This window comes from Streptosporangium amethystogenes subsp. fukuiense, from assembly GCF_042665875.1.
In the GTDB taxonomy this organism is placed as follows: Bacteria; Actinomycetota; Actinomycetes; order Streptosporangiales; family Streptosporangiaceae; genus Streptosporangium; species Streptosporangium fukuiense.
Genome location: NZ_JBHTEE010000001.1, coordinates 3,421,236 through 3,447,347, shown reverse-complemented (window position 1 = coordinate 3,447,347; position 26,112 = coordinate 3,421,236). Strand labels below are relative to the sequence as shown.

Below are 26,112 nucleotides of genomic sequence, written 5' to 3'. Positions count from 1 at the left end.
ACCCGTCACCGCTCCGGGTCGTGCGGAAGCCGGCCAGATCATGAAGGCGCCGGTGAGTGCCCTGCAGGTCGCCTGCGCCGAGAATCGGGGTGGAACCTCCCGTCCGGCACGGCCGGCCGTACCGGCCTCCGAACTCACGCCATGATCGAGGCTCTGCTGCCCTGCGGGATCATCTCGTCGGAGGCGTTCGACGATTCGCGGCCGTGCGCCCTGTTCCTCGCCGAGGAGGCAGTGATCAGCGGGGCGGTGGAGAAGCGCCGCCGCGAGTTCACCACGGCGCGCTGGTGCGCCCGCGACGCCCTGGGCCATCTGGGATACCCGCCGGTGCCGGTGCTGCCGGGAGCGAAGGGCGCACCGGTCTGGCCCTCGGGGGTCGTCGGCAGCATCACCCACTGCGCCGGATACCGTGCCGCCGCCGTCGCCCGGTCCGGCGACGTCGCGACCCTGGGGATCGACGCCGAGCCGAACAAGCCGCTGCCCTCAGGCATCCTGGAGGTCATCACGGTCGACGAGGAGCTGCGCCGGGTGACGGACCTGTTGCGGCGCGACCCGTCGGTGCGGTGGGACCGGCTGCTGTTCAGCGCCAAGGAGTCCGTCTACAAGGCGTGGTTCCCACTGGCCCCGCTGCGGGAACCACGCCTCGACTTCACGGAGGCGTCGATCACCTTCGATCCGGTCTGGGGCGGCTTCCAGGCCCGGCTGCTGGGCGAGGGACCGAGGCTGAGCGACGGTGTCGAGTTGACGGAGTTCTCCGGTCGCTGGCTGGTGGGCAGGGGTCTTGTGATCACGGCTGTCGCGGTCGTGGCCGCTCCCTCGGACGACCGGGATCCTGCCTCGCGCGGAGTCGCCGAGCGACAAAGGATCCGTTTCTGACCGGTGAGGTCACCGGTGTCGGCGGCGGATCGCAAGGCGTCCGGCCGTGAGCTCGCGACCACTTCCGAACGAAGCGCTCCAGGCCGATCCGGCTCCGGGGCGGGCTCGGAGGGTGGTGCAGGCGGTTCCGTTCAGTGCGAAGGCGGTGGGCAGGAGGTAGCCGAAACCCCGGGGGGCGTTTCGGATGATACTGGCGTATTACGGAGTGAATCAATGGCATGAATTGGCTAGCAAAAATCTAATATCCGGTCACAGAATATACCTCTTGACGCGAAAGTCCACAGGGGTAAAAATATGGTGACATCGTCCAGAAACCCGATATGTACTCTCCTTAACCATATTGCGGACCTAGTGTTTCATTTCGGGTGACTTGACAGGATGGCGCAAAGCCATTCCGGCCCATCGGACTCGCGGCCGCCGCCCGTCGAGTCCCTCCAGCCTGCCGACGAAATCCAACCTGAAGGTGTGAAGGAGAGACCTGTGCTGTCGGTCATCGAGAGGCTCAGCGACCGGTTACTCACCCGCTTCGTCCCCAAGGCGGAGGCTTCCGCCGGAAGCTGTACGTGCAACTGCGCTTACAACTATTACTACAGCTGCAAGAACTGCGTTAAGTGTTACCGCTGCACCGACTGCACGTCCGGTGGGACCTGCCTGCGGTGCAGCGACTGGGACGCCTGCTGCTGACCTTGGTGAACTACCTCTCCATCGGCTGCGCCTGCCTGATCATCGCCGTCTTCGCGCTGTCGGCGTTGAGTAAGTTGCGCAGCCGCAAGGCGTTCGGCGAGTTCCTGGCGGCGACGCGGACGCTGCTCGCCACCTCGGTCCGGGCGTCTCAGGTGAGCGGCACCGCAGCCAGGACCGCAGGGATGATGGTCGTCGCCGCCGAGGTGGCGATCACCGTGCTGGTCGCCTTGCCGTCGACCGCCCGTGCCGGGTTCGGCGTGGCGGCTCTCCTGCTCCTCTGCTTCAGCGTAGCCATCGTGGCGACCCTGCGCCGCGGTGTCCGTACGGAATGCCGGTGTTTCGGTCCGTCATCGGCACCGCTCTCTCGCCGGCATCTGGTGCGCAACGGGGTGTTGCTGGTGGTCGCACTCGGCGGACTGATCACAGCCGAAGGGCGTGGGGAGCGGGTTCACCCCGCAGGCGTGGCCATCGCGGTCGGCGCCGCGCTGGTGGCCGCCGCGCTGGTGGTCCGCTTCGATGACCTGGCCGATCTGTTCGTGACCCCCGCCAACGAGCGCCGGGGGTCATAGAGAAGGGAACACGATGCCGTTTCTCACCGCCGCGGTGGTCCTGGTGGGGATGCTGTGCCTGCTGGATCTGCTGCTGACCTTCGGAGTCATCCGGCGGCTCCGGGAGCACACGGCGCACCTGGAAAAACTCCTGGGTGACTCCCGGAGCAACGATCCCTTCCCGGTGCTCGGGGAGCGGGTCGGTGAGTTCGCCGCGACGACCACTGACGGCGAGCCGGTCTCCCGCGACCTGCTGGCCGGGGAGACCGTGGTGGCCTTCTTCAGCCCCGGCTGCGGGCCGTGCCGGGAGAAGGTTCCGGTCTTCGTCGAGCTCGCCCGGGAACGGTCTCTCGACCGGCAGCGGATCCTCGCGGTCGTCGTCGACGAGACCAAGGAGCCGGCGGGAACGGCGGGAACGGCGGGAACGGCGGGAACGGCGGGAACGGCGGGAACACAGTCGGGGGGCGTCGAGGCGAAGGAGATGGCCGAGGCGCTGGCACCGGTCGCCCGGGTCGTGCTGGAGGGCGAGGAGCACCCTGTGGCGACGGCTTTCACGGTGCATGCCTTCCCGGCGTTCTGCCTGGTCGACGCCGAGGGCGTGGTGCGGGCGGTCACATCCGACCTGGACCGGCTCCTGGTCGCGGCGCAGCCGTGAGCGTCGGCCAGGCCGCCGCCGGCGGTGTCCGGCCTGGCCGACGGGCACTGCTGGTCAGCGGGACGAAGGCGCTGCGGCTGGTGTGGCGTTCCGCGCCGGGCCAGATGCTGGGCTTCTCGGCGATCGCCGTGGCAGGCGGAGTCATCCCGATCGTGGCGGCGTGGTCAACCAAGATTGTTCTCGACCGCCTGGTCTCCCCGGGACCGGTCGGCGTCGTGGTCGGTCTCGCGATCGGCCTGGCCTGCGTCGGGGTGATCGGCGCGGTGAGCGCGCAACTCGGCCGGTATCTGCAGGGAGAGGTGGACCGGCGGGTCGGACTGCGTGCCCAGGACGAGCTGTTCACCGCCGTGGAGGGGTTCGCCGGCCTGGGCAGGTTCGAGGACCCGGCCTTCCTGGACCGGTTGCGGCTCGCGCAGCAGAGCGCCGACTCGGCCGGGCAGATCGTGAACTCGGTGTTCGGTCTGGGCCGCGACGCGATCACCCTCACCGGATTCGTCGGCTCCCTGGCGGTGATCAGCCCGGTGTTCACGGCGGTCGTCGTGGCGGCCGCGTTTCCCGCACTGATCGTCGAGCTCCGGGCCTCCCGGCGGCGGGCCGAGATGATGGTGCGGATCGGACCCGCAGAACGGTGGAGGTTCTTCTACGGCAACCTGCTCACGACGGTCGACGCCGCCAAGGAGATCCGGCTGTTCGGCCTCGGCCCCTACCTGCGCGGCCGGATGAACGACCAGCTGCGGGCGGCCGACGCCGCGCACCGGGACATGGACCGGCGGGAGCTGGCCACCCAGGGCGTCCTGGCTCTGGCGTCGGCGCTCATCTCCGGTGGCGGGCTGATCTGGATCCTGGTGGTCGCGGGCCGCCAGGGGTTCACCGTCGGCGACGTGTCCGTCTTCGTCGCGGCGACGGCCGGTGTGCAGAGCGCGCTGGGCGGCCTGGTTCACACCACCGCCATGACTCATCGGCAACTGCTGCTCTTCGATCACTACGTCGCGATCGTCGGGGCCTGCCCGGATCTCCCGGAGCCGGTGGCACCGCGGAGTCTGCCGCCGCTGCGCCACGGCATCGAGCTGTGCGACGTGTGGTTCCGCTACAGCGACGAGCACCCCTGGGTGCTGCGCGGCATCGACCTGTACATCCCGTGCGGCCGCTCGGTGGCGCTGGTCGGCCGCAACGGGGCCGGTAAGAGCACGCTGGTCAAGTTGCTGTGCCGGTTCTACGACCCGACGAAGGGCACGATCCGGTGGGACGGCGTGGACATCCGGGAGGTGCCGGTCACCGAGTTGCGTGAGCGCGTCGGCGCGGTCTTCCAGGACTTCATGGCGTACGACTTCAGCGCCGCGGACAACATCGCGATGGGCGATCTGGGCGCGATCGGCGACACCTCCCGGATCGAGGGCGCGGCCCGCCACGCCGGCGTCCATCACACCCTCGCGGCGCTGCCGCACGGCTACGACACGCTGCTGACCCGGACGTTCGCGAGCGCGTCCATCGACGACGACCCGCAGGTCGGCGTCACGTTGTCGGGCGGGCAGTGGCAGCGGGTGGCGCTGGCCAGGGCCTTCCTGCGCGAAGACCGGGACCTGATGATTCTGGACGAGCCCAGCGCCGGACTGGACGCCGAGGCCGAGCACGACGTCCACACGAGGCTGCGGCAGGTGCGAGCCGGTCGTACCAGCGTGCTCATCACCCATCGGCTCGGCGCCGTACGGGACGCCGATCTCATCGTCGTCATCTCCGGCGAGGAGATCGTCGAACAGGGCGACCACCCGGAACTGATGGCCGCGGGCGGCGCCTACGCCCGGATGTTCGCCCTGCAGGCGGCCGGCTACGTCGCCGCGCGGGAGGCCCCGGTGGACTCCGCCGATCTCAGCGGGGAGCGGCGATGAGCGCCCGACCGGTCGCCGTCGTGGCGGTGTGCGGTCCGCTGCTCCTCGCCGCCGCCACGCTGCTGTGGCTGCGCCGTCGCTACGTAGTGATCACGGTGAACGGGCTGAGCATGCATCCCACCTACGGCGACGGCGAGCGGGTGCTGATCCGACGGGTCCCGGTCCACGCGGTGCGGCCCGGCCAGGTCGTGGTCTTCGCCGCGCTACCTGACCGCGCGCGGCAGGAGCTGGAAGCCGAGGTGGGCGGCCGGGGGTCGCCTGAGGATCCCGTCCGCGTCGATGTTCCCCGATGGATGATCAAGCGGGCGATCGCGGTTCCCGGCGACCTCGTGCCGCGGCGAGAGTGCCCGGCGCTGCGTTCCGTTCCCGAGCCGACCGTTCCCGCCGGCCACCTCGTCGTTCTCGGCGACAATCCGAAACGGTCGTACGACTCACGGCAGTCCGGCTACGTGGCGCCGGGCAGGCTGATGGGTGTCGTCGTGCGCCGGCTGTCGCTTCCGCCCGGGAGCGCCCAGCGCGTAGCCCAGGGTCGCGGGCACCGACCGGCCGATGTGCCCCCACCGCCTCTCGGTCTCTAAGCCCGCGCCGTTGAACCACGAGTCCCCGGTCTCCACGAGCGGCGTCGTGTCCGAAGCGATCGGTGAGCTTATCTGGCGCGCTCTCGGCGCGGCTCCACCGCGTTCTGACGGCCATTCCGATGTGAAGTATTTCGAAACTTTCACTCCTCTGATTGCGCACTTCCAGGTCAGCTTGATGTGATCTTAGTGGCGCTTGATGGTTGAAATATTTCTGTGATGCTCAGAAGGTTTCAAGAAGAGGAGAGCAGATGAAACGACTCCTGGGCATCGTGGCGGCGTTGCTCGTCGCCGTCGGCCTGATGACGGCGCCGCCCGCCGGGGCCGCCTCGCTCGTCGAGGTGACAGGCTTCGGCACGAACCCGACCAACCTTCGCATGCACCTGTACGTCCCGAACAACGTCGCCGCGCGTCCCGCGATCCTGGTGGCCGTGCACTACTGCACCGGGTCGGGGCCGGCGTTCTACTCCGGCACCGAGTTCGCGTCGCTGGCCGACCGGTACGGCTTCATCGTCATCTACCCGTCGGCCACCCGCAGTGGCTCCTGCTTCGACGTCTACTCGCCCGGAGCCCTCACCCGCAACGGCAACAGCGACCCCGTCGGCATCGTGTCGATGGTCAACTACGTGACGTCCCGCTACAACGCCGACACCGGCCGGGTGTTCGTCACGGGCGCCTCCTCCGGCGGCATGATGACCAACGTCCTGCTGGGCGACTACCCCGACGTGTTCAAGGCCGGGGCGGCGTTCATGGGTGTGCCGTTCGGCTGCTTCGCCACGACCGACGGCTCGACGTGGAACAGCGCCTGCGCCAACGGGCAGGTGACGAAGACGCCGCAGCAGTGGGGAGACCTGGTCCGCGGTGCCTATCCGGGCTACACGGGGGCGCGCCCGAGGATGCAGGTCTGGCACGGCACCGAGGACACGACGCTGCGCTACCCGAACTTCACCGAGGAGATCAAGCAGTGGACCAACGTCCACGGCCTCTCCCAGACCCCCACCTCCACCGACAATCCCCAGCCGACCTGGACCCGCACCCGGTACGGGTCCGCCGTCGAGGCCATCAGCCTCCAGGGGGTGGGGCACAACCTGCCGCTGGGCGGCCAGGCCGCGATGGTCGTCTCGTTCTTCGGCCTGGACGGCACGCCCTCGCCGAACCCGACCCCCACCCCGACCCCCACTCCGACGCCGACCCCCACCCCGGGAACCGCGCCCTGCCGGGTCGCCTACACCACCAACGCGTGGAACACCGGCCTCACGGCCTCGGTGATCGTCACCAACACCGGCAGCTCCGCGATCAACGGCTGGACCCTGGGCTTCACGCTTCCTTCGGGCCAGACCGTCACCTCGGCGTGGAACGCCACGATCACGCCCGCGAGCGGCGCCGTGACCGCGAGGAACATGAGCTACAACGCGGCCATCCCGGCGGGTGGTTCGACCTCGTTCGGCTTCCAGGCCGGCCACACCGGCAACACCGGTGTACCGGCATCGTTCACCCTCAACGGCACGAACTGCACCACCTGATATCCGGCGGGCCGCCGACGCCGGGCACCGCCGTCGGCGAATGCCCGGTGAACGGCCTGGATCAGTCGTCGCGGCCCCCGCGGGGTTCCACCGCCCGACGTGACATCCGCCCGGTCGATGCCCCGCTCCTGTCACGTCGGCTGAGGCCGGCACGCCCCGATGCCGTGAGGACCGTCCACGTCACCGGGGCGTTCCCCTCAAAGGGCCGCTGCGGTCCCGTGCCAGGAGCGCCGTGCGGCTAGGTACAGGCCGGGTGAATCGATCACGGAGTGCCTGAGTATCTTGGCAAGGCCAGGCGCTACCGGCACGGGTCGCGCGGAATCGATCCGGAAGGAACAGCCGATGGCCGATCTTCACGGGACCGGCGTACCGCCGCTCGTCACCAAGGGGGAGGACCGGGCGCGGTCTTTCGGAGGTCGCGGATGAGCGCCACCCGCGCCGCCTACCTCGTCTCCGGGGTCCGCACCCCTGTCGGCAGGTACGCCGGCGCCCTCGCCGAGGTACGCCCCGACGACCTCGCGGCCCATGTCGTCCGCGAGCTGACCACCCGGTACGGCGGTGTCGACTGGGAGGCGACCGACGAGGTCGTCTTCGGCTGCGCCAACCAGGCGGGGGAGGACAACCGCAACGTCGCCCGGATGGCCGCCCTGCTGGCCGGCCTGCCGGTGGCCGTGCCGGGGGTGACGGTGAACCGGCTCTGCGGGTCCGGCCTAGACGCCGTGGCATATGGAGCCCGCGCCATCGTCGCGGGCGACGCCGACCTCGTCATCGCGGGCGGCACGGAGAGCATGAGCCGGGCGCCGTTCGTGCAGCCGAAGGCGGCCACCGCCTTCGGCCGTACCGCGGAGATCCACGACACGACGATCGGCTGGCGCTTCGTCAACCCCGAGATGCAGCGGACGTACGGCACGGACGCCATGCCGCGCACCGCGCAGAACGTCGCCGACGACCACGGCATCAGCCGCGAGGACCAGGACGCCTTCGCGCTGCGCTCCCAGGAACGGGCGGCGAAGGCACAGGCGAGCGGACGTCTGGGGCGCGAGATCGTCCCCGTGCCGGTGCCCCGGCGCAAGGGCGACCCCGTGATCGTCGCCGACGACGAGCATCCCCGCGAGACCTCGCTGGAGCGGCTCGCCGCGCTGCGGCCCCTCTTCGAGGGGGGCTCCGTCACCGCGGGCAACTCCTCAGGGGTCAACGACGGCGCCGCCGCCCTGCTCCTGGCCTCGGAGCGGGCGGTGTCCCGCCACGGGCTGGAACCTCTGGCGCGGATCGTCGCGACGACGAGCGTCGGCGTGGAGCCGCGGGTCATGGGCATCGGCCCGGTACCCGCGGTGCGGCGGCTCACCGAGCGGACCGGTGTCGGCCTGGACCGGGTCGGGACCATCGAGCTCAACGAGGCCTTCGCCGCCCAGTCCCTGGCGGTGCTGCGCGGGCTCGGGCTGCCCGACGACGCCGAACACGTCAACCCGCACGGCGGCGCGATCGCGCTCGGCCACCCGCTCGGCATGAGCGGCGCCCGCCTGGCGCTGAGCGCCGCGATGACCATGGCCGACGAGGGACACGAGCACGCCATCGCCACGATGTGCGTCGGCGTGGGGCAGGGGATCGCGACCCTTCTCGCACGCCCGTGACGCGCGGTGGCCGCCGGATCGGACGTCGCGTCCTGGTCCGGCGGCCACCGGAGCGACCGCCGGGTCCGGGGTCCTCCGCTCCCGGCAGCCGGCCGGCGGGCGGGCGTGCCGGGGAGGCGTCACGCGTAGAGGAACCAGAGGCCGTTCTGAGGGGTGCAGGTGTAGGAGGTCCACCAGCCCTCCTGGATGCCGAGGTTCCCGACCCGGTGGCAGTCCCAGTCGTAGTAGTAGACGTTCCTGAGTGTGGCGGCCTGCGCGGGCAGCACACCAACCGACAATGCCAGGCCGGTGGCCAGGAAGACCGAAACGAGTAAAGCTCGCACTCTGCGCATCAATTCTCCTGAGGCATCAACGAAGTGTGTTTCCCGGCACCGGAAGTATCACATCGGCGGCCGCCCGAAAGTAGGCGGCCACCAGCGCCGACTTCCAGTACGGGGATGACCTGCCAAAGCTTCGAAAAGGCGTGCGGCGAGCATGAAACATTCATTTGGCAGGCGTTTCACAGCGGACCTCCCGTCACGGCGAACGGCCGAAGGGACGCGCCCTCCCGCTGGGAGGAGGCGCCGCGACCGGCCGGGGAAGGACCGCTGTATCTGTTGGATGACCAGCGGATATCGTGTCCTCTGTGTCAGAGTCCCGCTCCCCCCTGCCCACCGTCGATCTTGCCCGTACGGTCGTCTTCGCCGCCTTCATCGCGGTGCTCGGGATCTTTCCCGGAATCTACGTCGGCGGTTCGAGCGTCCCCATCGTGATCCAGAACGCCGGCCCGTTGCTGGCCGGCAGCATCCTGGGCGCACGCCGTGGCGCCGCGTCCGTCGTGCTGTTCCTCGGGCTGGTCGCGATCGGCCTGCCGCTGCTCTCCGGCGGGCGGGGTGGTATCGCCTCGTTCTCCGTGCCGAGCAGTGGATTCCTGATCGGCTGGGTCCTGTCGGCGCTGGTCGCAGGTCTGATCGTGTCGCGCGCCCGGCGCGTCGGGCTGCCGGTGCTGCTGCTGGCCAACGCGGCAGGGCTGGCCGCCGACTACCTGATCGGCATCCCCTTCCTCGGCGTGTACATCGGGGACCTGCCGGCGGCCGCGCTGCAGTCGCTGATCTTCGTGCCGGGTGATCTGGTCAAGGTGGTGGCCGCCGCGCTGATCGCCGGCGTGGTGCATCGCGCCCTGCCGGGCCTGTCGGCGAGACCGGCGACGCGGACCGGATGAGGTGGAAGACGGCTCCGTGATCGAGTTCGAGAATGTCGGGCACGGCTACGGCGAGCGGGTCGTGCTGTCCGAGGTGAACCTCCGCCTGTCCGAGCGGCGGGTGGCCTTCGTCGGCGCGAACGGTTCCGGCAAGTCCACCCTGGCCCGCATGATCAACGGCCTGGTGCTGCCGAGCACGGGCCGGGTGCTGGTCGACGGGCTCGACCCGAGTCGCAAGGGTCGTGAGGTACGGCGGCGCGTCGGGTTCGTCTTCACCAATCCGGACAGCCAGATCGTGATGCCGACCGCGGGGGAGGACGTCGCCTTCTCCCTGCGGCGCAGCGGGCTCTCCGCCGGGGAGCGGGCCGCGCGGGCGGCCGAGATCCTGGCCGAACACGGGCTCGGCGGCTACGCGGACCACCCCGCGCACCAGCTCTCCGGCGGGCAGAAGCAGTTGCTCGCGCTGTGCGGGATGCTCGTGCTCGACCCCGACGTGCTCGTCTGTGACGAGCCGACGACGCTGCTCGACCTGCGGAACAAGAGGCAGTTCTGCGCCCTGCTCGCGAGGCTGAGGCAGCGGGTGGTGCTGGTTACCCATGATCTTGACCTGCTCGGCGACTTCGACCGGGTGATCGTGCTCGACGGGGGCCGCGTGGTGGCCGACGACGAGCCGGAACCCGCGCTGCGCCACTACCGGAAGCTCGTCGGCTGATGGTGGGCGGATGGTACGAGCCGGGATCGAGTCCGCTGCACCGGACACCGGCCGGCTGGAAGCTCCTCGCCCTGCTCGGGCTCGCGGCGGTGGTGTTCGTCCTGCGCTCTCCCGCCTGGCTCGGCGGGATCTGCGCCGCCGTGGTCCTGGGATACGCGCTGGCACGGGTCTCGCCCGGGCGCTGCCTGCGTCTCGCCCGCACACTCGGGATGCTGGTGGCGTTCATGTTCGCGCTGCAGTGGTGGCTGCTCGGCCCAGGCGCGGCCGTGCTGGTATGCCTGCGGATCGCGGCCGCGCTGACCGCGGCGAACCTGTTCACGATCACCACCAGGGTCGACGACGTGGTGTCCGCCGTCGAGCGCGGGCTGCGGCCGCTGCGGCGGTTCGGGGTGCGTCCGGACCGGGTCGGCCTGCTCGTCGGGCTCACCCTGCAGTCGGTGGCCGTGCTGTCCAAGATCGCCGCTGAGGTGGGCGAGGCGGCGAGGGCCCGCGGGGCGCAGCGCTCGGTCATCGCGTTCGCGGTGCCGTTCCTGATCCGTACCCTGCGGCACGCCGACGAGCTGGGCGAGGCCCTCGCCGCACGCGGCGAGGGCGATCGCTGAGCCGGCGTCATCCGCCCACCGGGTCGTACGTCCGGTACGCCAGGTCGCGGATCAGCAGGGTGCCAAGGTGCTCCAGGTCGGCTTGGAGCAGCTTGCCGATCTGGGCGAGCCGGTATCGCAGGCTGTCGCGGTGCGCGTGCAGAACCCGGGCCGTCATGTGCTGTCCGGCGTCCAGACGCAGGCAGATCCGCAGGGGGTGGAGCAGCTCGCCGCCGGCCTCGGCGTCGTGATCGATCGGCGGCCGCGGGAACTCCCGCGCGGCGTGCAGCCCATACCCGGTGTGTCCCGGCGTGGAACGCCCTGATCGTCCGTCCGGACGACCCCGGTCCGGGCTCCCCCCGTTGGAGCCGGGACCGGGGCGCTCAGCCGGTAACCAGGTGCTCGGCCTCGTGGTGCAGTACCTCGACCAGGATCAGCTCCAGACGGAGGTCCTGGTCCGCGACCATCTCGGATGATGCCATCGAATAACCTCCAGCCTCGCTAGTGGGGACGCTTCGCGCGCCGTGCGGGTTATCCGTCATAGCGGGCCGGTATGGACGGTGAGCGCCCGCCGGGAGCGGTAGGTCCCGGCGAGCCGGCCGAGAAGGCGGGTCAGCGGCCGGTGGGGGTCTCGGTAATATCTGCGGAGTTTTCAACGGATACGCAGGTCAGAGCTCCCTTAGGAACCTTCGGGCACAGCTTGGAAAGTGAGCCGATGCCGACCAGTATCGCCGGCCCGACCTTGTCTATCCAGGTCAGCCACTGTCTCGATGTCAGTTGGGCGAAGCCGACACCGGCTCGGCGAGGCAGTCGCCGAACCAGATTCGCAGCGCGTCGTCCAGGGTGTCGTCCGGGGTCCCGGCCCAGGCCACATAGCCGTCGGGTCGCAGGAGCAGTGCCGGCGGTGCCTGCACGGGCACCACGTCCACGCGCGAGTGCCGGACCCGGAGGCTGCCGGTGGGGTCGAGCAGCAGCGGCCGGGCCTTCGATGCGGGCTCGTGGAGCCGGGCGGGCAGGTCCGTCAGGAATCGGCCGAGGAGCGGGTGCGGCGGGGCGGGCATCGGGTAGGGCAGGTCGGCGCCGGCCAGGAGGGTGGCGATGCGGCGGCGGTTGACCTTCTCGGACAGCAGCTCGCCGAACAACTCGCGCAGCGCGGTGATCTCTGGCCCGGGGGCGGTCAGGGCGAGCTGGGCCTTGGAGTGCATCGCGACGCGCAGGGCGGCCGGCCGACGTTCGGCCTGGTAGGTGTCCAGCAGGCCGTGCGGGGCCCAGCCCCGCACGGCTGCGGCCAACTTCCAGGCCAGGTTCACAGCGTCCTGCAGGCCCAGGTTGAGCCCAGGGGCGCCCATGGCCGAGTGGACGTGGGCAGCGTCACCGGCCAGGAACACCCTGCCCTGGCGGTAGCGGTCGGCCACGCGGGTGTTGCGGCCGTTCAAGCGGCGCAGCAGATGTGGGCCATCCCCGGCGGGGGCGGCCAAGGGCAGGTCCGCACCGGCCACCCGGGCGAGGCTGGTGCGCAGCTCGGCAATGGTCATCGGCACTTCGTCGCCGGGCGCCGCACCGTCCCACTCCATCACGCTCACGGTCAGGACACCGGGTCCGGTGGGCAGCATGGCGTACGCGCCGCGCTCGGTCCGGTGCCAGGCGTACAGCCCGAACGTTCCGATCCCCGGCATCTCCAGCTCGGCTCGTTCAGGCCGCAAGGTTGCGCCAGGCACGCTGACCTGGGCGGCGCGGCTGACGATATCGCTCTGGCTCACCCCGGGGAAACCGATGCCGGCGAGCTTCCTGACCGTACTGTGTCCGCCGTCGCAACCGATCAGGTAGCGGGCGCGCAGCTCGTACGGGCCGTCGGGACCGGTCAGGCGTAGCGTCACGCCCTCAGCGTCCTGCGTCAGGCCGGTCAGCTCGTGTCCGCGCCTGATCCGCGCGCCCACCTCTACCGCCCGGCACTCCAGCTGTTCTTCAAGCTCTGGCTGCTTGATCTGCATCCCGGTCAGAGGGTTGTCCTCGAGGTCGGTCAGATTCAACGGCAGCGCGCCGAAGGCGAAGGCGGGCGCGGGTTCGGGCCGACCGCTGCCCAGGCCGCGTCGGTGCAGCAGATTCACGACCTGGCCGATGACGGCATTGGCCTTGGGCTGGTCACTGCGGCGCGGCAGGCGTTCGATGACCGGCGGCCGGATTCCGGCCAGGCCGAGCTCGCAGGCCAGCATCAGGCCATTGGGGCCGCCGCCGACGATGACGATGTCCGCGCTCATGTGTCTCCTGGTGTCGATGGGGCGGGAAGACCCGCCGCCAGCTGGCGCAACGCGTCTCGGAACAGCGGAACGATCGGGACAGGCGGGTCAGCGTGCAGCCAGTGCCCCACGACGGCCTGCACCGCAGCAGTCACGGTGACGGCGACCAGGTGGGGGTAGAGATCACGGTCGGGATCGCTGCCCGTGCGTTCGGCCACCGCGACGGCCAGCTCCCGTTGGGAGGCGAAGGTCAGCTTCAGCGCCTCGGCCTGCAGGCTGGGTTCGTCGACGAGCAGCCGGGTGGCCGCAAGCCGCTCCGGCCCTGGAGCAACGGGTTGGGGGCCCGTGTGCCGTTCCCATGCCTGGACCGTCGCCTCGGTCATCGCCTGCCACAACGGTTCCTGGGCGGGGCGCGCACGCAGCGCCGCGACTTGGTACGCGGCTCGGTCGGTGTGGCGAGCGGCCAGCACCTCGTACTTGCTGGAGAAGTAGTTGCTGAACGTTCGCGGGGACACTCCGGCCTCGGCGGAGATGTCCTCGATCCGTACGTTCTCCAGCCCTCGTTCCAGCGTCAGCCGCAGCGCCGCACTCATCAGCGCCTCGCGCGTGGCCTGCTTCTTGCGTTCCCTCAGCCCGCTCACACGATCGATCGTATCGAAACGTGCAGAGTCCGCAAATTTTCCGAAGCCGCAAATTATAGCTTTCGGACTCGGTCTTCTCCGGTGGCGAGGACGGCCGCGTGCATGAGCCGTCCCGGATCGGTGTCGGGGTCGTCGCGGACGACCGCCACGTCCAGGCCGGCGGCGGCCAGGCGGCCGAGTGACGCGGCGGCGTCGGCGGCCGTCCCGGCGGCGGCGAACAGGTCGAGCAGCGCGTCGTCGACGAGGTCGGTGCGCGGAGCGTCGGAAAGCCACCCCTCGCGGAACGCGGCGCACAACCCCGCGTCGAGCCCCGCGGTTCTGGTGATCTCGTGGTCGCCGTGCACGCCGAGGTAGGTCGCCACCATGGGGCGCAGCCGGTCGCGGGCCGCGCGCGCGTCCTCGCCCACCGACAGACCGACGTAGGCGGCCAGTTCCACCCCGGCTCCGACGCGCTCGCGGACCGAGGAGACGTAGGGCGCGGAGGAGAGGATGGACAGCAGCAGGCCGTCCGCCCGCTCGGCGGCCAGGGCCAGCGCCCGCGGACCCTTGACCCCCAGCACGATCGGCGGGGTGCGGCGTGGCGGGGTGAAGGACAGCCCGGCCGACACGCGGAAGTGCTCGCCCCGGTGGTCGACGCGCTCGCCGGTCATCATCGCCCTGACGACGTCGACCGCCTCGGCCAGGCGGCCGATCGGCCGGTCGAAGGGGATGCCGAGCTGGTCGGTCATCCAGCGGGAGTTGCTCGCGCCGAGGCCGAGGATCGCGCGCCCGCCGCTGATCTCCTCCAGGGCGGCGAGCTCCATGGCGATCAGCGCCGGGTGGCGGGTCCAGGGATTGACCACCCCGATGCCCACCCGGATCCGCCCGGTGACCGCGGCGATCGCGCCGGCCAGCGCGAAGGCGCCGCGCTCGCAGTAGTCCTCGGTGATCCACACGGTGTCGAACCCGGCATCCTCGGCGAGCCTGGCGACCGCGACGGCGGAGGCGGCGTCGCGGTGCCCGGAGATGGAGAACGCGAGTCTCATCGGTCGCCCTCCGCGCCGAGGCCGCCGCCCCGCCGGTCGAGTGCGGCGAGCCCCTGGTCGAGCGCGGCGGGCGTGGGTTCCACGACGGGCACCGGCGGCAGGGCGGCGGCGGTGGCCCCGACGTCCTTCAGGCCGGTGGAGGTGCCGACCACGACCACCGTGGCGTCGGCGGGCAGCGCGCCGGAACCGGCCAGGTCCTCCACCGCGACCAGCGCGGTGACGGACGATGCCTCCAGGTACAGGCCGGCCTCCCGGCCGAGCCTGCCCTGCGCGCCGAGGATGCGCGCGTCGTCAGGGACGGACACCGCCCGGCCGCCGGTCGCCCGCAGCGCGGCCAGGCCCTGGAAGGTCCCGTACGGCGAGGCGATGGAGAACGCGACCGACGGGGTGATCGGCACCGGTCCCGCGGTGTCCGTGCCGGCGGCCAGAGCGGTGCCGTGCGGGCCGAACGGCTCGGCCGCGACGAGGACCGGCATCCGGTCGGCCAGCCCGGCCTCCACGAGGTCGGCGAAGCCGCGCCGGATCCCGGCCAGCCCGTCGGCGTAGGCGACGGGCACGACCACGTGGTCGGGAGTCCGGCCGAGGTCGGCGACGATCTCGTAGGCGATCGTCTTGTAGCCGTCGATGCCGTAGGGGATGGACCCCACCGGTGGGTCGGCGTGCCCGGACATCGCCAGCCAGCCCCGCTCCTCGACGAGCCGCCGCATCAGGCGCCACCGATCCGGGGGGTTCTCCAGGGCGACGACGCGAGCACCGTACACCTGCATGAGGGTCTTCATCGTGGCCGGTACCGCCGCCACGGTCAGCACCACGCAGGGCAGCCCCGCGCGCGCCGCGTAGGCGGCGACCGCCGCCCCGTGGTTGCCGGTGCTCGCCACGACCACCGCGGGGGCGCCCAGTTCCACGGCCTTGGTGACCGCCACGGCGGCCAGCCGGTCCTTGTAGGACCAGGTCGGGTTGCGGGTCTCGTCCTTGACGAGGACCGCGCCGAGCCCGAGGCGTTCGGCGGTGCGGGGGAGCGGCACCAGCGGCGTGCCGCCCTCGCCCAGGCTCACCGCGGGTGTGGCACCGTCCAGCGGCAGCAGCGCGCGGTGGCGGAACAGCCCCGGCTGGGCGGGGTCACAGGGCAGGCCGCGCAGGCCGCCGAGGTCGTAGACCGGGAGCACGTTGGCGGGCGCCCCCTCCTTCTCACAGGCCGGGCAGCCGCGCCCGACGAGCTCCAGTGAGGGGTCGGGGTAGGTCGCCGAGCACCGCTGGCAGGCAAGCCGACCGAGGTAACGGGAGGCCGGGGTCATGCCGGCACCACCGTCAGCTCCCTCGGCGAGCGGGTGAACAGCTCCGCTCCGTCGCCGGTCACCACCAGGGTGTCCTCCACCATCATCCCGCCCCATCCGAGGTTGTAGTACGGCGTCTCGAAGCAGAATGTCATGCCCGGTTCCAGTGCCGTCTCCACGCCGGGGGAGACGATGGGCGGTTCGTAGACGGCGAGGCCGATGCCGTGCCCGCAGTGCTGGCGGCGGTAGGGCGTGACCCCCTCCCGCCGCACCGTCCGCATCGCGACGTCGAAGACCTCCGAGGCGGTCACGCCGGGGCGGGTCAGGGCGACCTGCTCGTCCAGGCCGGCGAGGATCGCCGCGTAGTGACCGGCCTGGCGCGCGTCGGGCGCGCCGAGCACCGCGGTGCGCCCGATGTCGGACCAGTAGCCGGCGTACAGGCAGCCGATGTCGAAGCGGGCCAGCTCGCCGGGGCGCCAGCGCCGGTCGGTCGGGTGGGCGTCGGCCAGGGCGGAGCGCGGGCCGGTGGTCGCCACCACGAAGCGGGGCTCGGCGCCCCCGGCGACCATCGTGGCGGCCACCGCCCGGGCGAGCTCGTGCTCGGTCACTCCCGCCACGGCGATCTCCAGAGCGGCGTGGACTCCGGCCTCGGCGAGCCGGGCGGCGTGGCGCAGCAGCGCCACCTCGCCGGGGAGCTTCACTCCGCGGACCAGGCTCGCCCAGCCGGTGGCGTCGGCGGCGGCGGGATCGCCCGCGGCCTCGCGCAGGGCCGGGTCGCCGTCGAGCCCCTCGACGCCGTAACGGAGCCCCGCCCCGGCGGCGCGGGTCGCGGTGGCGAGCGCCGCGTACAGGTCGGGGTGCCGGTCGGCGGCACCGGTGAGGGGCGTGGGACCGGACGACTCGAAGTAGAACCGGCCGAACGGCACCACCCGGTCCTCCGGCACGCCGCCGTCCACCGCGGGGGCGGTGTCGGCGGCCGGGCATACCAGCCAGCAGTCGTCGCCGGTCACCACGGCCGCCATCCGGTGGGCGCGGAACAGCGCCCCGGCCACGCTGCGGTAGCCGGTGGCGTACAGGACGCTCTCCGGAGTGGTGAGGACGACGGCGTCGAACGGAGCCTCGGCCAGGGCACCACGCAGCCGGGCGACCCGCTCCGACGCCAGCCGGCGCAGGTCGACGTCCGGGGCGGGGGGAACGGCGCTCATGACGGTGCTCATGGCTGCCCTCCCGCCTGCTTGGCGATGACGGTCTCGCTGAACTCGTGCATGGCGTCGAGCGTCTCCGGTACGGTGTCGGCCGCGAACAGCAGCCCGGCGAGGGTGTCGACGCCGGCCTGCCGGTAGGCGGCGATCTGCTCGGCCACGCTGTCCGGAGTGCCGATGAGGTTGCGGCTCGCCAGGTCGGAGACGCCCTGGTCCTTCAGCGTCGTGCCGGACAGCGAGACCATGTGGTTGTGGAGCTGGGAGGCGCGGAATCTGCGCCAGGCCTCCTCATGGGTGGGCGCCACGCAGACCGCCACCTGCAGCGCGACCTCGAACCCGCCGGGCAGCTCGCGGCCCGCGGCCGCCGCCTGCGCCCTGATGTCGGCGATGCCTGCGGCCACCTCGCCGGGGGTGAGGCAGGCGGGCAGCCATCCGCCGGCGTGCAGCGCCGCGCGGGTGCGGGAGCCCGGCGCGTTGCCGCCGGACAGGATCGGCAGCGCGGGCTGTGCCGGCTTGGGGTAGGACTCCACGTCCTCGAACTCGACCCAGCGTCCCTTGAAGGAGGCCCGCCGCTCGGTGAACAGCGCGTTGAGCGCCTGGATGGCCTCGGCCGCGTGCTCACCCCTGTTGATGCGCCGCCCGGGGTTCATCGCCTCGAACTCCTCGCGGTAGGCGCCGATGCCCACGCCCAGCACGGCCCTGCCTCCGGACAGCCGGTCGAGGGTGGCGACCTGCTTGGCGGCCACCACCGGGTTGCGGAACGGCAGCACCATGATCGCCGTGGCCAGCCGGATCCGGCTGGTGAGCGCCGCGACGTAGCTCAGATAGGCGAACGGGTCGTAGTAGCGGGGCGGGGTGTCGAACTCCTCGCGCACGTAGCCCTGCGTGGTCACGTGGTCGTTGCCCCAGACCGAGTCGAATCCCAGCCGCTCGGCCTGGACGGCCAGCTCGACCGCCTCGGCGGCGTCGGCGTAGGGGACGGGATACATCAGTCCCTCCGTGCCCGTGGGCACCCCCAGACCGAATCTCATCGAACATCTCCTTCCCGTGCGTCGGCCGTGACCGGGACCGGGGCGTTCCGCCTGAGAGCGGTCACCGCCCAGCCCAGTACGGCATAGCAGACGAACCCGTAGACCAACCCCTCGATCGCGTCGGTCAGCAGGACGTCGGTGTACTTCGCCAGCAGCGCCGCCACGACCCAGGCCACCAGGGCCTCGGCCCGCACGGCCGGTGCCGACTCCAGCAGCTGGTCGCCCGTGCGGTGGCGGGCCAGGATCCAGAAGTGCGCGATGAGCACGCCGGCGAACGGCGGTGCGATGATCGCGATGACGTTCAGGAAGACGAGGAACTGGGCGGCCAGGCCGGCGAAGGCGACCAGGACCGCGATGACGATCGAGATGATCGTCCAGGCGGGTTTGCCGACCCGCAGCCCCAGGGTGTTGGAGGCGTTGGTGAAGGCGAGCGAGGCCGAGTAGAGGTTGTTGTCGGCGGTGTTCCACAGGGCCAGCACCAGCATCACCGCGGCCGGGGCCAGCAGGCCCAGTCCCTGCATGACCAGCACGAAGTTGCTGTTGCCCACGGACATGGCCGAGACGGTGGCGATGATCTCGAAGACGCCCGCGCCCACGACGAACCCGGCGAAGCAGGAGATGATCACGTCGCGGCCGCGGGAGGCGAAACGCGTCACGTCCCCGACGAGCGCGGCGCCGGTGATCCAGGTCGAGATGACGGCGCCGACCGCGACGGCGAAACCGATGGGCACCGCGGGCTGCTGGGCGGCCACCTCGGCGAACCCGCCGTCCCCACCGCCGATCTTGAAGAGCGCCAGCAGCGCGATCGCGACCTCGATGGGCACCGCGATCGCGGAGAACTTCGCCAGCCCCTTGAACCCGAAGATCGCCGTCGTGGTGATGGCGGCGCCGAACGCCAGAATGAAGGCCCATGGCGGGATCGCCGGGATCAGCTTGTGCACCGCCCCGCTCCAGGTGTCCATCAGCACCCCGATGAACCCCATGGCGATCACACCGAGCAGCAGCGAGACCACGACGGCGCCCTGGCGGCCGAAGACGACCCTGGCGGCGAGGTAGCTGGACAGACCGGTCCGGTAGCCGACCAGTCCGATCAGCGCGGACACGGCCACCAGGACCAGGTTGCCGACGAGGATCGCCGCCATTCCCTCGCCGAAGGTGGTCCCGCCTCCCACGACACCACCGACGAGGAAGCTGCTGACGCTGATGTTCCAGCCGATCTGGACGATGATCATCTGGATCAGGGACTTGCGCCGGTGTGCGGGCACAGGTTCCAGCGCGTGGTCGTCGAGGTCGGTGGCGATCGACTCCGACTCCACTTTTGTACTCATAGCGCCCTCCTTGACTGGGACTGTGCCCTGGGATAGTCCATAGTCCATTAAGGGGCGTATGCCCAACTACGTGGCTCTGCCGGAAGATGGAGAGATCGCTTTTGTGGACATGACACAAAAGGCCCGCGGCCTCCTCGCACAGGTCGAGGAGATCGCGGCCACCCTGGTCGGTACCGTCTGGGAGCGCCTGCCCGGATATGACCAGGCGCGGATGGAGGTCGAGGACCTCACCGGGGTGGTCGCGCCCAACCTCACCGCCGTGCTCTCGGCGGTGGCCGAGCGGCGGGCCCTCACCGAGGCCGAACTGCTGTCCGCGGCGGCGCTCGGCCAGCGGCGGGCCATCCAGGGCGTGCCGATCGAGAGCCTGGTGGCCTCCTGGCACACCGCCGAGCGGGCGTTGCTGGAGCGGCTTGCCGCCGCGGCCGGGCCGTCGGCCCAGGGCCACGACCTCGCCGGACTCGTGCAGCGGCTGGCCGCGCTGACCGATTCCATGATCGACGCCTCGACCGACGCCTACCGTCAGACCCGCAGCGAGGCCGCCGCCCATCTCGACCAGATCGCCACCGACCTGGTGTCCCGGCTCGCCGGCGGGGAGCCGCTGGATCCCGCCGACGTCGAGGAACGCGCCCGGCTCGTCGGAGTGCCCGCCCAGGTGCCGCACCGCGCGGCCGCGATCGGCATGGCCGAGGTGACCAGCCCGCTCGCGCTCGCCAGGGCGCAGAAGGCGGTGCTCGACTCGCTGCGCCCCCGGCTGCGCAGCCGGATCCTCGCCGGGAGCAAGGGAGCCACCACGCTGCTGCTGCTCGCCGACGCGCCCGGCCTCGACGAGGCGCTGACCCGCGCCGCCCGCCGGCCGGGCATCCCGCCGGGCCTCGTCCTGGGCCTCGGCGAGCCGCGGCCCAGGCTCGGGGAGGCGGGCGGGTCGTGCCGGGAGGCGCTGGCCGCCCTGGAGGCCGGGCTGCGAATGGGGGCCGATCGTGTGGTCGTCCACTTCGAGCGTGTCATTCCCGAGGTGCTTCTCATCGGCAACCCCCTCGACGCCGGCCGCCTGGTGGACACGGTGCTGACCCCGTTGAGACCCAGTCCGGTGCTCATCGAGACCCTGCGGACCTACCTCGCCTGCGGCCTGTCGGTACGGCTGACCGCGCAGCACCTGTCGATCCATGAGAACACCGTCAGCTACCGGCTGCGCCGCATCCTCCGGCTACTGGACCTGGACGCCCCCTCCCGGCTGCTGCGCCCCGACGTCCTCCTCGCGCTGCGGGCCGACGAACTCGGTCAGGGCAGGCAGGACGCGCGCCTCGACGACCGCGGTCCGGAGTGACCGGCCCCGGCCTGCCAGGAGCGCCGGGCAAGGAGACGACGGCGTGCGCCGTGCTTCCCCCGCCCCGGCCCACGGCGGCCGAGGCCGGCGGATCCCGTTGAGGACACCGCGGCCGGTCGGACGATGAGCCGGACCTCACCGGGAGGCGTTCACCTGCGTCCGCACCGTCAGTCGAGGCCCGGTTCGGCCCAGAAGACCGTCCCGGAGCCGCGCAGGCGGACCGGTCCGGCGGCGCGGACGAAGACGGACTCGCCCGGCCGCAGCATCTGCCCGCCGACCTCGACCTCGCCCTCGGTGCACACCAGGATGCGCGGCACTCCGCCCTCCAGGGGGAGCCCGGAGCCCGGAACGGCCGTGCCGAGGCGGAACTCCGGGGCGGGAGTGCGGTAGAGGTTGCCGACCGGCTCGACCGGCAGGGGCGAGATCGAGGGGTCGGTGACGCGCAGCAGTTCGTCGATGTCCATCGGCTTGCTCGTCAGCCCCGCGCGGAGCACGTTGTCGGAGCTGCCCATGATCTCCACACCGAAACCGCCCAGGTAGCAGTGCAGGACTCCCGCGCCCAGGAACAGCGCCTCGCCGGGCCGCAGCTCGTGGCGGCGCAGGAAGAGCGGGGCGAGACAGGCCGGGTCTTCCGGATGGATACCGGTCAGGCGTACCACAAGTTCGCGGTCGGGGCCGCCCGCGGCCGACGCGGCCCGCGCGATCGCGGCCACCAGGTCCGCCCTGCCCTCCTTCGGCCACTCCACCAGCGCGCGGAGCGCGGCGGAGGCGTCCCCGGCGGCCAGCGGCGCCACGACGGGCTCCAGTTCCGGGACGCCAAGCCCGCCGATGAGCGCCGCGGCCTCCGCGGGCGGGCGGAATCCGGCCAGCGCGGTGAACGGGGTCAGCGCGCAGATCAGCTCGGGCTTGGGGAACGGGTCGACGTAGACGCCCCTGGCGTAGCCCTCCGCCGCCTGCTGCCGCGACGGATGAACCTGCAGCGACAGCGGCAGGTCCACGGCGATCAGCTTCAGCAGGTACGGCAACCGCGAGCCGAACCGCTCAACGGTCCTCTCTCCAAGCTCGGCCATCGGATCGGCGGCCACCGTCTCGGCGAGGGAGTGCCACGTCCCCCGTCGCAGCACCGACGAGGAGCCGGACGGGTGGGTGCCGAACCACATCTCCGCCTCGGGCCGCTCCGCGGGGGAGGGGCGCCCGGCCAGCGTGGCGATGGCCGTGCGCGAGCCCCAGTCGTAGTTCTTCACGGGATTGCGCAGCAGGCTCGTCACGACGCCTCCACCGTCTCCGCCGTCTTCGGCAGGGGAGAGCGCCGCGACGCGGGGATCTCGCCCGGCCCGGTCCGGTCGGCCGCCGCGCGGGCGGCGGGGATGAAGGGGCCGTTCATGATCCTCCGAGTCCATGAGTCCGAGCAGGAAACGAATGAAAGCCGCAGAACGCCGATGCTACGCGTCTTCGGTGGCTCCAGGCGGCCAATACGCGGCCAAGACCGGGTGAACAAGTCCGTCGACCGCGGGACCTCACCAGCCGGGGCGCCGCACCGCCACGCGACGGTCCTTACCGTGCCGGACCGCGGGCCGGATCCGGCTCCGCGTCGTACGCCGCCCCTTTCTCCCGGCCTTCCACCAGGACGGCGAGACCGTCGAGGAGGCGCCGCAGGCCGAACTCGAACCACTCGTCGATGTCGATCACGTCCCCCCGCTCCGTGTGGAGTCTGGACAGTATCGGGAACCGCCCGGACTCCAGGATCTCCAGGAGCGCCGGCGCCCTCGACACGCGCCACTGCCCGGCCGTGACCCCGGTGCGACGCTCGGCCTCCACTTCGTTCACCAGCAACAGGGCCGCGCCCTGCACCTGGGCGCTCACCGTCATGGCCACCCAGTGCGTTGTCGTCGGGTCGAGACCGAGGCCGTCCATGGCGCGCATCGCCCACTCGACATCGGCCAGCACGTTCGGCCCGATCGGCGGCCGGGGGGTGGCGATGACCCGCAGCACCCAGGGGTGCCTGGAGTACATGCGCCACTCCCGCCTCGCCGCGGCCTCCAGCCCTGTGCGCCAGCCACCGGGAACGGAGCCCGGATGCGGGTCCTCGCCGAAGACGGCCTCGACCATCAACTCGACGAGTGCGTCCTTGCCCGGCACGTAGCGATACAGCGACATCGCGCCGGTGCCCAACTCGGTCGCGACGCGCCGCATCGACAGCGCGTCCAGCCCCTCGGCGTCGGCGATCCGGACCGCGGTGCGCACGATCCGCTCGGTGCTCAAGCCGGCTGGGGGCTCGTGCCGTCCCGCCGGATCGCCGGTGCTCGGCGGGGGCGTGGGGAGAACGGTCCGCGGCGCGGGCTCGGCGCGGCGCGCGGCTCGTCCGGCGGTGCGGATCCGGTAGGCCCGTGCCTGACAGGCACGGGAGCAGTACCGCGGGCGTCGCCCCCGAGGCGCGGCGTCCAACGGCTTTCCACATTGCGCACACGTCAACATGCGTCCTCGTCCAATTCCGGCACACCCACTGGTGTGACGAAATTCTAACACGTGTTTTTTGTGACGTAATGAAAGGCGGCGGCGTGACGTTATGGCGAGTGAGATACGCCGTCACCTGGCTGGACTGCCTTGTTTTGAGGATATTTCTGCACGTTAGTGCGTGCCATCTTGGTCTGGATGACAGCTCTTGCGTGCGTCCAAAAATTTTGCGTACGATGTATATGCATATTTGGCGTACAGGGTATCCGAGGAGGTTTCGGCAATGGTGCGAACGGTGGCCACGGCAGGGCGGAGGGAATGGCTCGGACTCGCGGTGCTCGTCCTGCCCGTCCTGCTCGTCTCGGTGACCGTGACGGTGCTCTACTTCGCGCTGCCCTTCCTGAGCGCGGACCTCATGCCGACCGGCTCCCAGCTGCTGTGGATCGTCGACGTCTACGCCTTCCTGCTGGCCGGTCTGCTGATCACGATGGGTGCCCTGGGGGACAGGATCGGCCGCCGGAAGCTGCTGCTGATCGGAGCCGCCGCGTTCGGCGTCACGTCGGTCATCGCCGCGTACGCCCCCAACGCCGAGTCGCTCATCGCGGCCCGTGCCCTGCAGGGTGCCGCGGCGGCGAGCCTGATGCCGCCCACCCTCGCGCTGATCCGGGACATGTTCCGCGATCCGCGGCAGCGCCGGATGGCCGTCGCGGTATGGGCCGCCGGCTTCGCCGGGGGCAGCGTGCTGGGGCCGATCGTGGGCGGCCGGCTGCTGGAGCACCTCTGGTGGGGGTCGGTGTTCCTGATCAACGTGCCGGTCATGGTCCTGCTGCTGGTGCTGGGGCCGATCGTGCTCCCCGAGTACCGTGATCCGCGCCCCTGGAGGTTCGACCTGCCCAGTGCCGTGCTCTCACTGGCGGCCGTGCTGCCGACGGTCTACGGGATCAAGCAGTTCGCCGTCGACGGCCTCGGCCTCCAGGCGCTGCTCGGCGTCGTCGCCGGGTCGGTGTTCTGCGTCGCCTTTCTGTACAGGCAGCGGACGCTGCCCACCCCGATGCTCGACCTGAGACTGTTCGCCGACCGGGGCTTCACCGTGTCCCTGATCACGAGCACGCTCGCGGTCTTCGCCCTGGTGGGGCTGTTCTACTTCGTCGCGCAGTACCTGCAGATGGTGCTCGGGTTACGGCCGTTCGTCGCGGGGCTGCTGACCCTGCCCGCGGCCGGAACCGCCCTCGCCGGCTCGATGCTGGCCGCCGTGATCGCGCAGCGGGTACGCCCGGGACACATCATGGGCGGCGGCATGACGCTCGTCGCCGGAGGCTTCCTGGTGATGAGCGGGATCGAGGTGGACTCCGGGCGGTGGCCCCTCATCGGCGGCCTGCTCCTGCTGGGGACGGGGATCGGAGCGGTGCAGGCGACGGCCTCCGACATGATCGTCGCTGTCGCCCCGCCGGAGCGCGCGGGCTCGGCGTCCGCGATCATGGAGGCCGCCACAGAGCTGGGCGGCGCGCTCGGCGTCGCGATCCTGGGCAGCATCGGGCTGGCCGTCTACGGCGAGAGACTCACCGCGGCGGATCCCGTACTGCCCCCCGAGTACGCCGAGGTGGCGCGCGAGACCCTGGGCGGCGCCGTCGAGGTGGCCTCGCGGACACCGGGAGCGGCGGGAGCGGCCCTGCTCGACGTCGCCCGCTCGGCCTTCACCGACGGCATGCACCTGGCCGCCCTCCTCGGGGCAGCCTGCATGGCACTGACGGCGTTGCTGACCGTGCTCCTGCTCCGGCCGGTGCGGGTGGACACCTCGACGGCGGACGGCGGCGCCGAGTGACCCCTCTCGCACGTGCGAGACAGCATCGTGAATCTTGGGCTGTCCAGCCGGTTCTGCGGGCGGTCATGGGCTGGGCTCCTTGCGGGCGGCGTCGGCCTGACGTCCGCGATCGGCCGCGGAGTGGCGCGTCAGCCGTTCGGCGGTGCGTTCGTCTTGCTGCCGTCTGGCTCCGGGGCGGACTCATCACGCAGGCCCGGCTGATGGTCAATCCGGACAGGCTGATCGCGTGGCGCTGACACTCTTGCCAGACCTGCGAACATCGGCTTATCTCTTAGGAAACTTTACTTTTCATTCGCAGGTGGAAGGAGCCTCGTGAAAAGACGTGCTCTTCGGATGGGGATCATCGCTCTCGGCCTGACCGCGGTCACCCTCACTGCCTCCCCCGCCCACGCCGGCGTCGTCGGCGTCTATCCCAGCAGTGTCGCCTGCGAGGCCGCAGGGCAACGCGGCCTTGGTGCCGTCTGGCCCTGGTACAGCTGCTACCAGTCGGGCACGGTCTGGGCCCTCTGGGCACCCGGCTTCTAGGCCGCAGGACCGAGGGCCGTCTCGCCGGTGGGGGGCGGCCCTCAGGTCGTGAAGGCACCCGCTCCGTGCCCTCCGGCGGCCGGAGCGAACGCCCCGCCCCCGGCTTCGCGCCGTCCCTCGCGGGCTTGGCCTGTTCGGTGGTCGCCGCCGGCCGGCGATCGCCCGGGAGTGCACGTCCACCGCGAACGCGACGTAGACCACGCCGGCCCGGCTCGTCACATGGGTGAAGTCCACCTGAGGCGGCTCCCGGTGACCTTCTGACTGAGATCGAAAAAGGGCTTCGGAGAAGCTCCGAAGCCCTTCATGACCTGTATAGATCTGGTGGACGATACAGGGATTGAACCTGTGACCTCTTCCGTGTCAGGGAAGCGCTCTCCCGCTGAGCTAATCGTCCTCGCTGT

Annotated in this window: 24 protein-coding genes and 1 tRNA gene; 13 read left to right on the top strand and 12 right to left on the bottom strand. The window is 71.3% G+C overall.

Translation table 11 applies throughout. From position 1 onward, the window contains the following. Positions 1-141 precede the first annotated feature (141 nt). From ACFQVD_RS15060 to pcaF, 7 genes are all read left to right on the top strand, one after another. The gene (locus ACFQVD_RS15060) at positions 142-873 is read left to right on the top strand and encodes a 4'-phosphopantetheinyl transferase family protein (protein ID WP_343982641.1); all 732 of its coding nucleotides are present in this window, start codon (positions 142-144) and stop codon (positions 871-873) included. Between the two features lie 656 nt (positions 874-1,529). Next, positions 1,530-2,126, top strand: a complete 597-nt coding sequence (locus tag ACFQVD_RS15055; protein ID WP_343982644.1) for a MauE/DoxX family redox-associated membrane protein — start codon at positions 1,530-1,532, stop codon at positions 2,124-2,126. Between the two features lie 13 nt (positions 2,127-2,139). Then, entirely contained in the window at positions 2,140-2,760 is a 621-nt protein-coding gene (locus ACFQVD_RS15050; RefSeq protein WP_343982648.1) for a TlpA disulfide reductase family protein, read from the top strand. Further along, positions 2,757-4,646 carry an ABC transporter ATP-binding protein gene (locus ACFQVD_RS15045; RefSeq protein ID WP_343982651.1) on the top strand — a complete coding sequence of 630 codons (1,890 nt, stop codon included), beginning with the start codon at positions 2,757-2,759 and terminating at the stop codon, positions 4,644-4,646. The genes ACFQVD_RS15050 and ACFQVD_RS15045 overlap by 4 nt, the downstream gene beginning before the upstream one ends. Next, positions 4,643-5,224, top strand: a complete 582-nt coding sequence (locus ACFQVD_RS15040) for a S26 family signal peptidase (RefSeq protein WP_343982654.1) — start codon at positions 4,643-4,645, stop codon at positions 5,222-5,224. The genes ACFQVD_RS15045 and ACFQVD_RS15040 overlap by 4 nt, the downstream gene beginning before the upstream one ends. Positions 5,225-5,472: 248 nt before the next feature. After that, entirely contained in the window at positions 5,473-6,744 is a 1,272-nt protein-coding gene (locus ACFQVD_RS15035; protein ID WP_343982657.1) for an extracellular catalytic domain type 1 short-chain-length polyhydroxyalkanoate depolymerase, read from the top strand. 422 nt (positions 6,745-7,166) lie between these two features. Continuing rightward, complete coding sequence (pcaF, locus tag ACFQVD_RS15030; protein ID WP_343982660.1) at positions 7,167-8,375, top strand: 3-oxoadipyl-CoA thiolase; 1,209 nt, start codon at positions 7,167-7,169, stop codon at positions 8,373-8,375. A gap of 119 nt (positions 8,376-8,494) precedes the next feature. Here the strand turns inward: pcaF and ACFQVD_RS15025 are convergent, their stop codons facing one another. Then, positions 8,495-8,707: a hypothetical protein gene (locus ACFQVD_RS15025; RefSeq protein ID WP_343982663.1), complete on the bottom strand. Its 213-nt coding sequence runs from the start codon at positions 8,705-8,707 to the stop codon at positions 8,495-8,497. Positions 8,708-9,000: 293 nt separating this feature from the next. Here ACFQVD_RS15025 and ACFQVD_RS15020 point away from each other — a divergent pair, with 293 nt between their 5' ends. Genes ACFQVD_RS15020 through ACFQVD_RS15010 form a run of 3 tightly spaced genes read left to right on the top strand, consistent with a single transcriptional unit; the run spans position 9,001 to position 10,869 of the window. Further along, positions 9,001-9,576, top strand: a complete 576-nt coding sequence (locus ACFQVD_RS15020; RefSeq protein WP_343982667.1) for a biotin transporter BioY — start codon at positions 9,001-9,003, stop codon at positions 9,574-9,576. Positions 9,577-9,592: 16 nt separating this feature from the next. Continuing rightward, positions 9,593-10,267: an energy-coupling factor ABC transporter ATP-binding protein gene (locus ACFQVD_RS15015; RefSeq protein ID WP_343982670.1), complete on the top strand. Its 675-nt coding sequence runs from the start codon at positions 9,593-9,595 to the stop codon at positions 10,265-10,267. After that, on the top strand, positions 10,267-10,869 hold the full coding sequence (locus tag ACFQVD_RS15010) for an energy-coupling factor transporter transmembrane component T family protein (RefSeq protein WP_343982673.1): 603 nt from the start codon (positions 10,267-10,269) through the stop codon (positions 10,867-10,869). Before ACFQVD_RS15015 ends, ACFQVD_RS15010 begins: the two co-directional genes overlap by 1 nt. 7 nt (positions 10,870-10,876) lie before the next feature. Here ACFQVD_RS15010 and ACFQVD_RS15005 read toward each other — a convergent pair whose 3' ends face one another. From ACFQVD_RS15005 to ACFQVD_RS14970, 8 genes are all read right to left on the bottom strand, one after another. Then, complete coding sequence (locus tag ACFQVD_RS15005; RefSeq protein WP_386274326.1) at positions 10,877-11,062, bottom strand: helix-turn-helix domain-containing protein; 186 nt, start codon at positions 11,060-11,062, stop codon at positions 10,877-10,879. Between the two features lie 559 nt (positions 11,063-11,621). Then, positions 11,622-13,106: an FAD-dependent monooxygenase gene (locus tag ACFQVD_RS15000; RefSeq protein ID WP_343982676.1), complete on the bottom strand. Its 1,485-nt coding sequence runs from the start codon at positions 13,104-13,106 to the stop codon at positions 11,622-11,624. Next, positions 13,103-13,726: a TetR/AcrR family transcriptional regulator gene (locus ACFQVD_RS14995; RefSeq protein WP_343982679.1), complete on the bottom strand. Its 624-nt coding sequence runs from the start codon at positions 13,724-13,726 to the stop codon at positions 13,103-13,105. Before ACFQVD_RS14995 ends, ACFQVD_RS15000 begins: the two co-directional genes overlap by 4 nt. Before the next feature lie 53 nt (positions 13,727-13,779). Further along, a complete protein-coding gene (locus ACFQVD_RS14990; RefSeq protein WP_343982682.1) occupies positions 13,780-14,751 on the bottom strand; it encodes an LLM class flavin-dependent oxidoreductase in 972 nt (323 codons plus the stop codon). Then, positions 14,748-16,046 (bottom strand): threonine synthase, encoded by a 1,299-nt coding sequence (locus tag ACFQVD_RS14985; RefSeq protein ID WP_386271325.1) that lies wholly within the window; start codon positions 16,044-16,046, stop codon positions 14,748-14,750. The genes ACFQVD_RS14990 and ACFQVD_RS14985 overlap by 4 nt, the downstream gene beginning before the upstream one ends. Continuing rightward, the gene (locus ACFQVD_RS14980; protein ID WP_364158664.1) at positions 16,043-17,242 is read right to left on the bottom strand and encodes a M24 family metallopeptidase; all 1,200 of its coding nucleotides are present in this window, start codon (positions 17,240-17,242) and stop codon (positions 16,043-16,045) included. Before ACFQVD_RS14980 ends, ACFQVD_RS14985 begins: the two co-directional genes overlap by 4 nt. Continuing rightward, positions 17,239-18,258: an LLM class flavin-dependent oxidoreductase gene (locus ACFQVD_RS14975; RefSeq protein ID WP_364158667.1), complete on the bottom strand. Its 1,020-nt coding sequence runs from the start codon at positions 18,256-18,258 to the stop codon at positions 17,239-17,241. The genes ACFQVD_RS14980 and ACFQVD_RS14975 overlap by 4 nt, the downstream gene beginning before the upstream one ends. Beyond that, entirely contained in the window at positions 18,255-19,586 is a 1,332-nt protein-coding gene (locus ACFQVD_RS14970; protein ID WP_343965192.1) for a purine-cytosine permease family protein, read from the bottom strand. The genes ACFQVD_RS14975 and ACFQVD_RS14970 overlap by 4 nt, the downstream gene beginning before the upstream one ends. 109 nt (positions 19,587-19,695) lie before the next feature. Between ACFQVD_RS14970 and ACFQVD_RS14965 the strand changes: the two genes are divergently transcribed. Next, positions 19,696-20,910, top strand: a complete 1,215-nt coding sequence (locus ACFQVD_RS14965; protein WP_386274323.1) for a PucR family transcriptional regulator — start codon at positions 19,696-19,698, stop codon at positions 20,908-20,910. A 167-nt stretch (positions 20,911-21,077) separates the two neighbouring features. Here ACFQVD_RS14965 and manA read toward each other — a convergent pair whose 3' ends face one another. Further along, entirely contained in the window at positions 21,078-22,178 is a 1,101-nt protein-coding gene (gene manA / locus ACFQVD_RS14960; protein ID WP_343965190.1) for a mannose-6-phosphate isomerase, class I, read from the bottom strand. A gap of 286 nt (positions 22,179-22,464) precedes the next feature. Next, positions 22,465-23,172, bottom strand: coding sequence for a TetR/AcrR family transcriptional regulator (locus ACFQVD_RS14955; RefSeq protein WP_343965188.1), 708 nt, complete (start codon positions 23,170-23,172; stop codon positions 22,465-22,467). 475 nt (positions 23,173-23,647) lie between these two features. Here ACFQVD_RS14955 and ACFQVD_RS14950 point away from each other — a divergent pair, with 475 nt between their 5' ends. Further along, positions 23,648-25,186 (top strand): MFS transporter, encoded by a 1,539-nt coding sequence (locus ACFQVD_RS14950; protein ID WP_343965186.1) that lies wholly within the window; start codon positions 23,648-23,650, stop codon positions 25,184-25,186. 312 nt (positions 25,187-25,498) lie between these two features. Beyond that, positions 25,499-25,711 carry a hypothetical protein gene (locus ACFQVD_RS14945; RefSeq protein WP_343965184.1) on the top strand — a complete coding sequence of 71 codons (213 nt, stop codon included), beginning with the start codon at positions 25,499-25,501 and terminating at the stop codon, positions 25,709-25,711. Between the two features lie 319 nt (positions 25,712-26,030). On the opposite strand, the gene ACFQVD_RS14940 is transcribed toward ACFQVD_RS14945, so the two are convergent. Further along, positions 26,031-26,105 (bottom strand) — tRNA-Val (locus ACFQVD_RS14940). Positions 26,106-26,112 lie beyond the last annotated feature (7 nt).